The sequence below is a fragment of the Bradyrhizobium sp. SZCCHNR1053 genome, assembly GCF_032381235.1.
Taxonomy (GTDB): Bacteria; Pseudomonadota; Alphaproteobacteria; order Rhizobiales; family Xanthobacteraceae; genus Bradyrhizobium.
The window spans coordinates 159,523-170,746 of the sequence record NZ_JAUHJM010000014.1 but is presented as its reverse complement, the minus strand read 5'-3'; the positions used below and the strand labels follow the sequence as shown (position 1 = coordinate 170,746).

At 66.6% G+C, this 11,224-nt stretch carries 10 protein-coding genes and 1 pseudogene; 5 read left to right on the top strand and 6 right to left on the bottom strand.

Features of this window, described 5'->3' with window-relative positions; genetic code table 11:
* Nucleotides 1-83: 83 nt before the first annotated feature.
* From QX051_RS29515 to hutI, 4 genes and pseudogenes are all read right to left on the bottom strand, one after another.
* A pseudogene (locus tag QX051_RS29515) lies at nt 84-290 on the bottom strand (magnesium chelatase ATPase subunit I); the annotation flags it as partial.
* A 38-nt stretch (nt 291-328) separates the two neighbouring features.
* Entirely contained in the window at nt 329-1,999 is a 1,671-nt protein-coding gene (gene hutU, locus QX051_RS26260; RefSeq protein WP_315778117.1) for a urocanate hydratase, read from the bottom strand.
* A gap of 9 nt (nt 2,000-2,008) precedes the next feature.
* Nucleotides 2,009-3,556 carry a histidine ammonia-lyase gene (hutH, locus tag QX051_RS26255; RefSeq protein ID WP_315778116.1) on the bottom strand — a complete coding sequence of 516 codons (1,548 nt, stop codon included), beginning with the start codon at nt 3,554-3,556 and terminating at the stop codon, nt 2,009-2,011.
* Nucleotides 3,553-4,767, bottom strand: a complete 1,215-nt coding sequence (gene hutI / locus QX051_RS26250; protein WP_315778115.1) for an imidazolonepropionase — start codon at nt 4,765-4,767, stop codon at nt 3,553-3,555. Before hutI ends, hutH begins: the two co-directional genes overlap by 4 nt.
* Before the next feature lie 91 nt (nt 4,768-4,858).
* Here hutI and QX051_RS26245 point away from each other — a divergent pair, with 91 nt between their 5' ends.
* From QX051_RS26245 to QX051_RS26225, 5 genes are all read left to right on the top strand, one after another.
* Nucleotides 4,859-6,217 (top strand): formimidoylglutamate deiminase, encoded by a 1,359-nt coding sequence (locus tag QX051_RS26245; RefSeq protein WP_315778114.1) that lies wholly within the window; start codon nt 4,859-4,861, stop codon nt 6,215-6,217.
* Entirely contained in the window at nt 6,214-6,951 is a 738-nt protein-coding gene (gene hutC, locus QX051_RS26240) for a histidine utilization repressor (protein WP_315778113.1), read from the top strand. The genes QX051_RS26245 and hutC overlap by 4 nt, the downstream gene beginning before the upstream one ends.
* Nucleotides 6,952-7,078: 127 nt before the next feature.
* The gene (locus tag QX051_RS26235; protein ID WP_315733759.1) at nt 7,079-8,023 is read left to right on the top strand and encodes an ABC transporter substrate-binding protein; all 945 of its coding nucleotides are present in this window, start codon (nt 7,079-7,081) and stop codon (nt 8,021-8,023) included.
* 203 nt (nt 8,024-8,226) lie between these two features.
* Nucleotides 8,227-9,000 carry an ABC transporter permease gene (locus tag QX051_RS26230; RefSeq protein WP_315755491.1) on the top strand — a complete coding sequence of 258 codons (774 nt, stop codon included), beginning with the start codon at nt 8,227-8,229 and terminating at the stop codon, nt 8,998-9,000.
* Complete coding sequence (locus QX051_RS26225) at nt 8,997-9,782, top strand: ABC transporter ATP-binding protein (RefSeq protein ID WP_315778112.1); 786 nt, start codon at nt 8,997-8,999, stop codon at nt 9,780-9,782. Before QX051_RS26230 ends, QX051_RS26225 begins: the two co-directional genes overlap by 4 nt.
* Before the next feature lie 16 nt (nt 9,783-9,798).
* Here QX051_RS26225 and QX051_RS26220 read toward each other — a convergent pair whose 3' ends face one another.
* Together QX051_RS26220 and QX051_RS26215 are read right to left on the bottom strand one after the other, a co-directional pair.
* Nucleotides 9,799-10,110: a DUF190 domain-containing protein gene (locus QX051_RS26220; RefSeq protein ID WP_315778111.1), complete on the bottom strand. Its 312-nt coding sequence runs from the start codon at nt 10,108-10,110 to the stop codon at nt 9,799-9,801.
* Between the two features lie 11 nt (nt 10,111-10,121).
* Nucleotides 10,122-11,105, bottom strand: coding sequence for a sodium-dependent bicarbonate transport family permease (locus tag QX051_RS26215; protein ID WP_315778110.1), 984 nt, complete (start codon nt 11,103-11,105; stop codon nt 10,122-10,124).
* Between the last annotated feature and the right edge of the window lie 119 nt (nt 11,106-11,224).

Below are 11,224 nucleotides of genomic sequence, written 5' to 3'. Positions count from 1 at the left end.
ATCTCTTCTCGGAAAAGGAGTGCGCCAACTATCTCAGAAACTCAGGATATGTTTCCGTATAAATACAGCATGCTCTAGTTGCCCGCTGCGAGCGCGCGGACCGCGGTCGACTTGCCGGCGCCGCGATCGCCAAAGGCCAGCACGCCGCCGACCTTCGGATCGACGACCGCGATCATCAGCGCCAGCTTCATCTCGTCCTGGCCGACGATGGCCGAGAACGGAAGGCGATCCCCATGAGCTTCCCCTGCACCGCGACGAGTTCCCGTCGCGTTGTCAGCATGAGATCGCAATCAGGGGCCGCACTTCAACCCGTGAGGAATGCATGCCCTCAGCGTGCCAGGCTCGGCAGGTCGAGGCCGTAGGCCTCGGCGCAGGCGATCGCGTCCTCGTAGCCGGCATCGGCATGGCGCATCACGCCGGTGGCCGGATCGTTCCACAACACGCGCTCCAGCCGCCGCGCGGCGTCGGCCGTGCCATCGGCGACGATCACCATGCCGGCATGCTGCGAATACCCGATGCCGACCCCGCCGCCATGATGCAGCGACACCCAGGTCGCGCCGCTCGCGCAATTCAGGAGCGCGTTGAGCAGCGGCCAGTCCGACACGGCATCCGAGCCGTCCTTCATCGCCTCAGTCTCGCGGTTCGGGCTCGCGACCGAGCCGGAGTCGAGATGGTCGCGCCCGATCACGATCGGCGCCTTCAATTCGCCACGGGCGACCATCTCGTTGAACGCAAGCCCGAGGCGATGACGATCGCCGAGCCCCACCCAGCAGATCCGCGCCGGCAGCCCCTGGAACTTGATGCGCTGCCTCGCCATGTCGAGCCAGTTGTGCAGGTGCTTGTTGTCCGGCAGCAGCTCCTTCACCTTGGCGTCGGTCTTGTAGATGTCTTGCGGATCGCCCGACAGCGCAGCCCAGCGGAACGGACCGATGCCGCGGCAGAACAAGGGACGAATATACGCCGGCACGAAGCCCGGAAAATCGAACGCGTTGGCGAGGCCCATGTCCTTCGCCATCTGGCGGATGTTGTTGCCGTAGTCGAGCGTCGGAATGCCCATGGCGTGGAAATCCAGCATCGCCTGGACGTGGCCGACCATCGAGGTCTTGGATGCCTGCTCGACCGCCTTCGGGTCGGAGGCACGCTTGGTCTCCCATTCGGCGAGCGTCCAGCCCTTCGGCAGATAGCCGTTGATCGGATCATGCGCGCTGGTCTGGTCGGTGACGATGTCGGGGCGCACGCCGCGGCGCACGAGCTCCGGGAAGATCTCGGCAGCATTGCCGAGCAGGCCGACCGAGACCGCCTTCTTCGTCGTCGCGGCCTCCGCCATCAGCGCCAGCGCCTCGTCGAGCGTGGCCGCCTGGCGATCGAGATAGCCGGTGCGCAGCCGCATCTCGATGCGGCTCGGTTGGCATTCGACGGCGAGCATCGAGGCGCCAGCCATCGTGGCGGCCAACGGCTGCGCGCCGCCCATGCCGCCGAGGCCCGCGGTCAGGATCCACTTGCCAGCGAGATCGCCATTGTAGTGACGGCGGCCGACCTCGACGAAGGTCTCATAGGTGCCCTGCACGATGCCCTGGCTGCCGATGTAGATCCAGGAGCCGGCCGTCATCTGGCCGTACATCATCAGGCCCATTTTATCGAGCGCGTTGAAATGATCGAGCGTCGCCCAATGCGGCACGATGTTGGAGTTGGCGATCAGGACGCGCGGCGCATCCGGATGGGTGCGGAAGATGCCGACCGGCTTGCCGGATTGCACGACCAGTGTCTGATCCGCCTCCAGCTTGCGCAAGGATTCGACGATGCGATCAAAACTGTCCCAGTCGCGCGCGGCGCGGCCGATGCCGCCATAGACGATCAGTTCGCTCGGCTTCTCGGCCACATCAGGATCGAGATTGTTCATCAGCATGCGCAAGGGCGCTTCGGTGAGCCAGCTCTTGGCGCTGATGTCGCTGCCAATGGGGGCGCGGATCACCCGCGCATTGTCCAGGCGTCGGTTCATGGGTCCCTCTCATCCAAGCTTGGGAAACGGATCGCGTCCGAGTGCATGCGTTGCAACCGTGGCCAACACACCGCCACCGACGAGCGCGGCCGCCTTGGCGAGATCGTCGGCCATGTAGCGGTCGTTCTCCAGCGCCGGCACGTGCACGCGCAGCGCACCGATGACGGCCGACAGCGCCGCGCTGGTGTCGTGCGGCGCTCGCAGCTCGATGCCTTGGGCGGCGACGAGCAGCTCGATGCCGATGATAGCAGCGAGATTGTCGGCCATGTCGTGCAGCCGCCGCGCCGCATGCGCGGCCATCGACACATGATCTTCCTGGTTGGCGCTGGTCGGCGTGGAGTCGATCGAGCATGGCAGCGCGCGCTGCTTGTTCTCGGCGAACAAAGCCGCCGCCGTCACCTCGGCGATCATGAAGCCGGAGTTCAGTCCCGGCTCCGGCGTGAGGAACGGCGGCAGGCCGAAATTCAGCGCGGGATCGACCAGCGTGGCGATGCGCCGCTCGCTGATCGCGCCGAGCTCGGACAGCGCCAGCGCGATCTGGTCCGCAGCGAACGCCACCGGCTCGGCATGGAAGTTGCCGCCGGAGATGATCTCGCCGGTCCCGACCAGCACCAGCGGATTGTCGGTGACGGCATTGGCTTCGGTCACCAGTGTGCGCGCCGCCTGCGTCAACAGATCGAGCGCGGCGCCTGCGACCTGCGGCTGGCAGCGCAGGCAATACGGATCCTGCACGCGTTCGTCGCCTTCCAGATGCGACAGTCGGATGGCGCTGCCGTCGAGCAGCTCCGTCAGCACGCGGCCAGCTTCGATCTGACCGGGATGACCGCGCAGCGCCTGGATCTCGGGGCGGAACGGCGCAGTCGAGGCCATCGCGGCATCGACCGACAGCGCGCCGGCCGCCAGCGCGGCGTTGAGCAGATCATGCGCGCGCAACAGGCCAGCGAGCGCATAGGCCGTCGAGAACTGCGTGCCATTGATCAGCGCGAGGCCTTCCTTCGGCCCGAGTGTGACCGGCGTCAGGCCGGCGTGCGCCAGCGCCTCGCGCCCGGGCACCAGCCGGCCATCGTGGAAGGCCTGGCCCTCGCCGATCATGACCGCCGTCATGTGCGCGAGCGGCGCCAGATCGCCGGAGGCGCCGACAGAGCCCTGCTGCGGCACGAACGGAGACACGCCGTGCGCCAGCATCGCCTGGAGCTGCTCGATGATCTCACGCCGCACGCCCGAGGCGCCGCGGCCGAGCGAAATGATCTTCAGCGCCATCATCAGCCGCACGACCGGCTCGGGCGTCGCCGGGCCGACGCCGCAGCAATGCGAGAGGATCAGATTGCGCTGGAGCTGCGCGGTCTGATCGGGCGGGATGCGCTTCGAGGCCAGCTTGCCGAAACCGGTATTGATGCCATAGACCGGCTCGGCGCCTTGCGCCGCCTTGGCGACGATCGCGGCCGCCGCCTCGACGTCAGGCCAATAGGAAGGCTCGAGCACGACCGCAGCTCCCGCATAGATCTGCGCGAGATCGTCGAGGCCGACGCGGCCGGGCGCCGCAATGATCGTGCTCATTGGCCCCTCCAGACACGCTGATGCAGCGGATTGAAGCCCATGCGGTAAACCAGCTCCGCCGGGCGGCTGATGTCCCAGATCGCGAGATCGCACCATTTGCCGGCGTCGAGCGTGCCGGTCTCAGCCGACAGACCAAGTGCGCGGGCGCCTTCGCGCGTCACTGCGGCAAGACACTCGTCGACGGTCATGCGAAACAAGGTCGCGGCCATGTTCATCGTGAGCAGCAGCGAGGTCAAAGGCGACGAGCCTGGATTGCAGTCGGTGGCGAGCGCGAGCTTCACGCCATGTTTGCGGAACAGCTCGACCGGCGGCTTCTGCGTCTCGCGGATGAAGTAGTAGGCACCGGGCAGCAGCACTGCGACCGTGCCGGCGCGCGCCATCGCGGCGGCGCCGGCATCGTCGGTGTGCTCGAGATGATCGGCCGAGAGCGCGCCGAATTCGGCGGCGAGCGCAGCGCCACCGAGATTGGACAGCTGGTCGGCATGCAGCTTGACCGGCAGGCCGAGCGCTTTCGCCGCGGCAAATACCCGCGACGTTTGCGCGTGAGAGAAGGCGATGTTTTCCATGAACGCATCGACGGCATCGGCGAGGCCCGACCTTGCGACCGCCGGCAGCATCTCATTGCAGACGAGATCGATGTAGCGGTCCTTGTCGCCGCCAGCCTCCACCGGCAGCGCGTGGGCGCCGAGAAAGCTGGTGCGCACGCCGACCGGCCGCCTGCTGCCGAGCGCGCGGGCTGCGGACAATTGCCGCAGCTCGGTTGCGGTTTCCAGGCCATAGCCGGACTTGATCTCGATCGTGGTGACGCCCTCGGCGAGCAGTGCATCGAGCCGCGGCAGAGCGCTTGCAACCAGCGCCTCCTCGCTGGCGGCGCGCGTTGCAGCGACGGTCGAGACGATGCCGCCGCCAGCGCGGGCGATCTCCTCATAGCTCGCGCCCGCCAAGCGCAGCTCGAACTCATGGGCGCGGTCGCCGCCGTAGACGAGATGGGTGTGACAATCGACGAGGCCCGGCGTGATCCAGCGGCCCTCGCAATCGATGCGCTCGGGCGCATCCGCATTGGCTGGAAAATCGGACTGCGGGCCGGCAAAGGCGATGCGGCCGCCGCGCGCGGCCACCACGCCCTGCTCGATCACGCCGAGGCCCGGCTGCCCCTCGCGCAGCGTCGCGAGCCGCGCATTGTGCCAGATCCGATCGAAGCGCTCGGCCATGCTGCTGCCTCCCAACTTCACGAAAGCTTGACGGGCGATATGTCTATACATAAACTCGCTTCCGCCGTCCTGTCCAGCGGGCTTATCGATCATGGCGTCACTGCACTTCGCATCCGCGCTTCTGCCCACGGGATGGGCCGAGGGCGTGCAGGTCGTCATCAGCAACGGCACAATCGCGTCGGTCACCGCGGGCGTGCCTCCGACCTCCGCCGACGAGCAACATGAGGTCGCGATCCCCGGCATCGCCAGCCTGCACAGTCACGCGTTCCAGCGCGGCATGGCAGGGGTTGCCGAGGTCAGCGGTCCTTCCACCGACACGTTCTGGACCTGGCGCGAGACGATGTATCGCTTCGCGCTGGCGATGAGCCCTGACGATGTCGAGGCGGTCGCGACGCTGCTCTATGTCGAGATGCTGGAGCACGGTTTTACGCGGGTCGGCGAATTCCATTATCTGCATCATGATCGCGATGGCACGCCTTACGCCGACATCGCCGAGATGGCGGTGCGCATCGCCGGTGCAGCTCAATCATCCGGCATCGGCCTGACGCTGCTGCCGAGCTTCTATGCGCATGGCGGGTTCGGCGGCGCCGCGCCGCACGAGGGACAGCGGCGCTTCATCTGCGATGTCGATCGCTTCGAGAGGCTGCTCGCGGCGTCGCGCAGGGCTATCAGCACTCTTGCCGGCGCCAATCTCGGCATCGCGCCGCACAGCCTGCGCGCCGTCGCGCCGGATGAGCTGAGCACGCTGTTGCCGCTTGCGGACGGCGGCCCGATCCACATCCACGTCGCCGAGCAGGTCAAGGAGGTCGAGGACTGCCTGGCCTGGTCGGCGCAGCGTCCCGTGCAATGGCTGCTCGATCATCATGCCGTCGATGCTCGCTGGTGCCTGATCCACGCGACGCACATGACGCCGGATGAAACGGCGGCACTCGCGAGCAGCGGCGCGACGGCCGGCCTTTGCCCCATCACCGAAGCCAGCCTCGGCGACGGCATCTTCCCGGCGCGCGACTTCTTGCGCGCGCGTGGACGCATCGGCGTAGGCACCGACTCGAACGTGCTGGTCGGCGTTAGCGATGAGTTGCGCCAGCTCGAATACGGCCAGCGGCTGACGCATCGCGAGCGCAACGTGCTGACGTCAAGTCCGGATGCGTCGACGGGCCGCACGCTTCTCGATGCCGCGCTCGCCGGCGGCGCGCAGGCGCTGGCGCAATCTCTCGCCGGGCTGCAGGTGGGCGGCCGTGCCGACATCGTCACGTTCGATCTGACGCATCCTTCGCTCGCGGGGCGGACGCAAGATGCGCTGCTCGACGGCTGGATCTTCGCGACGTCGAACGCCGCGATCGACTGCGTCTGGGCCGGCGGCGCCAAGGTCGTCCAGGGCGGCCACCATCGTTCGCGCGACGCGGCCCGGCGCGGCTTCAACAGAGCCGTGCGGAGGCTGCTCGCATGAGCCTCGCCGATGACAGCGCCAAGCAGGCAACCGGCACGCTCTACAAGACGATCCGGCAGGACATCGAGCGCCGCATCCTCACCGGCGAATGGCCGCCGGGCCATCGCATCCCGTTCGAGCACGAGATCATGGAGCACTATGGTTGCTCGCGCATGACCGTGAACAAGGCGCTGTCGGAGCTTGCCCAGGCCGACCTGATCGAGCGGCGGCGGCGCGCCGGCACTTTCGTGCGGCGACCGCAATTCCTGTCGGCCGTGCTGAAGATCCCCGACATCCGCGCCGAGATCGGCGCGCTCGGCCGCGCCTATGGCTACGAGCTGATCTCATCGACGCGCCGCACCGCCAACGCGGCCGATCGCGAGCGCCTCGGCGTCAAGACGCCATGCAAGGTGATCGCGATCCGCTGCCGGCACAGCGCCGACAATTTGCCATTCGCGATCGAGGATCGCCTGATCGACCTCGATGCCGTCCCCGACGCGGCCAAGGCCAATTTCAAGGTCGATCCGCCCGGCTCCTGGCTGCTACATCACGTGCCATGGACCGAAGCGGAGCATGCGATCAGCGCCATCGTCGCCGACGAGGCGATCGCCGATGGGCTCGACATCGCGATCGGCGCGCCCTGCCTCGTGATCGAGCGGCACACCTGGCGCAGCGGGCGCCCGCTCACGGCGGTGCGGCTGATCTATCCGGGCGAGCAGCACCGGCTGGTGGCGCGCTTCAGGGGCAGCGAATGAGACGCTCCTGCGCGCCCGGCCTGAGCACGAGATTTGCAAGCACGCTTGCAGACGCAGGCGGACCGCGCAGCCTTGACGGCGCGCGAGCCGCGCGACCAGTTTCCTCCCACCGCAAAGGACGATGACGATGCGCAGATTCGGGCTACTTGCAGTAACGGCCGCGCTCCTGACTTCGACGACCGCCTACGCCGATGACGTCAAGGTCGGCATCGGCATTTCCGGCTGGACCGGCTTCGCGCCGCTGACGCTGGCGAAGGAAGCCGGCATCTTCAAGAAGAACGGCCTCGACGTCACCATCAAGAAGATCCCGCAGAAGGATCGCCACCTCGCGATCGCCGCCGGCGACGTGCAGTGCGCGGCAACTACGGTCGAGACCTGGATCTCCTGGAACGCCAACGGCGTCGCCACCAAGCAGATCTTCCAGCTCGACAAGAGCTACGGCGCCGACGGCATGGCCGTGCGCAACGACATCGCTTCCATCAAGGACCTGAAGGGCAAGACCGTCGCCGCGTCCGCACCCGGCACCTCGCCCTATTTCGGGTTGGCCTGGATGCTCAAGAAGAACGGCCTCACGGTGAAGGACGTCACCATCGTGAACTTGGAGCCGGCCGCCGCAGCGCAGGCCTTCGTCGCCGGTCAGAACGACGCGGCGATGACCTACGAGCCGTATCTGTCGACGGTGCGCGCCGCTCCCGACAAGGGCAAGATCATCGCCACCACCCTCGATTATCCGATGGTGATGGACACGTTCGGCTGCACACCGAAGTTCCTGTCCGAGAACCCGAAGGCCGCCAAGGCGCTTGCCGACAGCTATTTCGAGGCGCTGGACATGATCGCCAAGGACCAAGCCAAGGCCTATGAGATCATGGGCGCGGACGTGAAGCAGACGGCTGAGCAGTTCGGCAACTCCGCCAAATATCTGCGCTGGCAGGACAAGGCCGCGAGCCAGAAGTTCTTCGAGACCGAGTTCAAGACCTTCAACAAGGAGGCCGCTGAGCTCCTGCTCGAGGTCGGCATCGTCAAGCAGATCCCGAAAATCGACGACCTCTACGACGCGAGCTTCATCAAGTAACTCGGAGCTAAGCTCTGAGTGATCCATCATTGCGAGCGTAGCGAAGCAATCCAGGGCCGGGGTACGACTCTGGATTGCTTCGTCGCTTCACTCCTCGCAATGACGCTGTGGAGACATCATGCCCTCGTGAATTTATTCGAACCGACCACCAGCAGCCCGCGACACCGGGCGTACCGCCTCCACCACGAAAGCCTTTCTCCGTGATCCGACCTCTCGATCCCGTCAGCGCCAGGTCAAGAACAGCGCTCGGCCTCGCCTTCTTCGTCGTCTTCGTCGCGGCGTGGTCCCTGGCGACGTTCGGCGGCTACGTGTCGAAGACCTTCCTTGCCGATCCGCTGACGATGGTGCGCGAGGGCTGGGATCTGCTGACCAAGTTCGGCTTCCTCTATGACATCGGCATGACCGTCTGGCGTGTCGTCGGCGGGTTCGTGCTCGCGGCTGCCATCGCCGTCCCGCTCGGCCTACTGATGGGCGCCTACAAGCCGGTCGAGGCGTTCCTCGAGCCGTTCGTGTCCTTCGCGCGCTATCTGCCCGCCTCCGCTTTCATTCCGCTGTTGATCCTGTGGGCCGGCATCGGCGAGCTCCAGAAGCTTCTGATCATCTTCATCGGCTCGGTGTTCCAGATCATCCTGATGATCACCGTGACTGTCGGCAATACCAGGCGCGATCTCGTCGAGGCTGCGTATACGCTGGGCGCCAGCGACCGCGGCATCATCGGCCGGGTGCTGCTGCCGTCCGCTGCGCCTGATATCGCCGAGGTCCTGCGCCTCGTGCTCGGCTGGGCCTGGACCTACGTCATCGTCGCCGAGCTGATCGGCTCCTCCTCCGGCATCGGCCACATGATCACCGACAGCCAGGCGTTGCTCAACACCGGACAGATCATCTTCGGCATCATCGTCATCGGCCTGATCGGGCTGATCTCGGACTTCCTGTTCAAGGCGTTCAACGCCTGGCTGTTCCCGTGGAAGCTCGCATGACCACGCTCGTCATCAACAACGTCACGCGCACCTTTCCGGCCCGCCAGGGTCATGCGCCGACGCGCGCGCTGGAGCCGGTCGACCTCACCATCGGCAACAACGACTTCGTCACCATCCTCGGCCCCTCCGGCTGCGGCAAATCGACCTTGCTGCGCATCGTCGCCGGCCTCGACCATCCGACCAGCGGCAAGGTACTGCTCGACGGCAACGAGGTGACCGGCCCCGGCGCCGATCGCGGCATGGTGTTCCAGTCCTACACGCTGTTCCCCTGGCTCAGCGTGCGCGAGAACATCGCCTTCGGCCTGCGCGAGCGCGGCGTATCCGAGGCCGAGCGCAACGCGATCGCCGACCGCTTCATCAATCAGATCGGGTTGAAGGGTTTTGAGAACCACTGGCCCAAGCAGCTGTCCGGCGGCATGCAGCAACGCTGCGCGATCGCGCGCGCTCTCGCCAACGATCCGAAGATCCTGCTGCTCGACGAGCCGTTCGGCGCGCTCGACAACCAGACGCGGGTGCTGATGCAGGAGATGCTGCTCGGCATCTGGGAGCGCGACCAGAAGACGGTGCTGTTCGTCACCCACGACATCGAGGAGGCGATCTTCCTCGGCAGCCGGGTGCTGGTGATGAGCGCGCGGCCCGGCCGCATCAAGGCCGACATCAAGATCGAGCTGCCGCACCCGCGCTCCTACAAGGTCAAGACCTCGCCGGAATTCGTGGCGCTCAAGGAGCGGCTGGTCGAGGAGATCCGCGCCGAGGCGCTGAAGGTCGCGGCGGAGGCGTAATCCCCGCCGCGCCCGATCAGAACCGCTCGGGCCTGACCACCTCGACATCGGACACCGTGACGAGCCCGACCTGGTGCTGGACCACGGCAAAGACAGCATCGACCACAGCATCGACGCGGCCACCGTCGACGATGCACATGATCGCCGCCATCTGGCCGACCTCCGAGACCTGCCCGCCGGCCGACCAGGGGCCGGACTGGCCGCGCCCGGCGATCACCGGCAGCACGGAGTAGCCGGTCACGCCGGCTTGGTCGAAGCGCTCGGTGACCCGGCGCAGCAGCGGCATCTCGATGATCAGATCGATGCGCTTCTTGGCGAATGTCTTCATCGTCTCCTCCCTCATTTCACGGCGCCGGCGAGCATCGTCGCAGCGCCGATATAGAGCGGAATTCCGACCAGCAGGTTGAACGGAAAGGTGATCCCTAGCGAGAGCGTGAGCGGGATCGCCGCATTGGCCTCCGGCAGCGCCAGCCGCAGCGCGGCGGGCACGGCGATGTAGGACGCGGAGGCCGCGAGGGTCATCAGCACGGCGGCCGAGCCGGCCGATAGCCCGATGGCACTCGCGAGCAGAGCGCCCAGCGCCGCGCCGATCAGCGGCATCAGCACGGCGAAGCTGCACAGCGGCACGCTGAGATATTTGCGGCCGTGCTGCAGGCCGCGGCCTGCGATCAAGCCCATGTCCAGCAGGAACACGCAGAGGAAGCCTGGGAAGAGATCGACCAGGAACGGCTTCACCGTTGCGAGCCCCTTGGGGCCGGTGATCATGCCCACCACGAAGGCACCGAGCAGAGTGACCACGGAGCCGTTCAGCATCACCTCGCGCCACATCGAATGCCCGTCCGCCGTTTCAGTCTTGCGATGCGGACGCGCGAGCTGCAGCGCCGACACGATCGCGGGCGTCTCCATCGCAGCCGCGACCGCGACCATGTAGCCCGCGAATGGCAACGACACGAGATTGAGCGCGCCGGTGACAGCGGCAAATGTCACCGCCGAGATCGAGCCGTAGTGTCCGGCCACGGCCGCGGCGTCGACCGGCGACAGCCGGCTCATTCGCGTCAGCAGCAGATAGGCCAGGATCGGCGTGAAATAGGACAGCAGGACGCCGGCGCAGATCGCGGCGACCAGATCCCAGCTCATGCCGTGATGCGCGACCTCGACACCGCCGCGGAAGCCGATCGACATCAGGAGATAGAGCGACAGCAGCTTCGCCACCGCCTCAGGCACGGTGAGATCGGACTTCGCCAGCGCGGCGGCGAGGCCGACCACGAAGAACAACACCATCGGCGACAGCAGATTCTGAAACGCAAGCTCGGTCAGCCCCATGAAGCCCTACTCCGCATCGGGCGGACGGCCTCCGGTGCCGGCCTCCGCCCTCCAAGGGCGCCCCCCAATGGGCGCCGGCCGCACTTGCAGCAAAGGGCGATAATTTGTAAAATTGATAA

Excerpts from the sequence above, each read along its gene's own strand:
- QX051_RS26245 (WP_315778114.1), top strand. The coding sequence starts at position 4,859 with ATGGCGTCACTGCACTTCGCATCCGCGCTTCTGCCCACGGGATGGGCC.
- hutI (WP_315778115.1), bottom strand. The coding sequence starts at position 4,767 with ATGGCCGAGCGCTTCGATCGGATCTGGCACAATGCGCGGCTCGCGACG.
- QX051_RS26235 (WP_315733759.1), top strand. The coding sequence starts at position 7,079 with ATGCGCAGATTCGGGCTACTTGCAGTAACGGCCGCGCTCCTGACTTCG.
- QX051_RS26225 (WP_315778112.1), top strand. The coding sequence starts at position 8,997 with ATGACCACGCTCGTCATCAACAACGTCACGCGCACCTTTCCGGCCCGC.
- hutU (WP_315778117.1), bottom strand. The coding sequence starts at position 1,999 with ATGAACCGACGCCTGGACAATGCGCGGGTGATCCGCGCCCCCATTGGC.
- QX051_RS26220 (WP_315778111.1), bottom strand. The coding sequence starts at position 10,110 with ATGAAGACATTCGCCAAGAAGCGCATCGATCTGATCATCGAGATGCCG.
- hutC (WP_315778113.1), top strand. The coding sequence starts at position 6,214 with ATGAGCCTCGCCGATGACAGCGCCAAGCAGGCAACCGGCACGCTCTAC.
- QX051_RS26215 (WP_315778110.1), bottom strand. The coding sequence starts at position 11,105 with ATGGGGCTGACCGAGCTTGCGTTTCAGAATCTGCTGTCGCCGATGGTG.
- hutH (WP_315778116.1), bottom strand. The coding sequence starts at position 3,556 with ATGAGCACGATCATTGCGGCGCCCGGCCGCGTCGGCCTCGACGATCTC.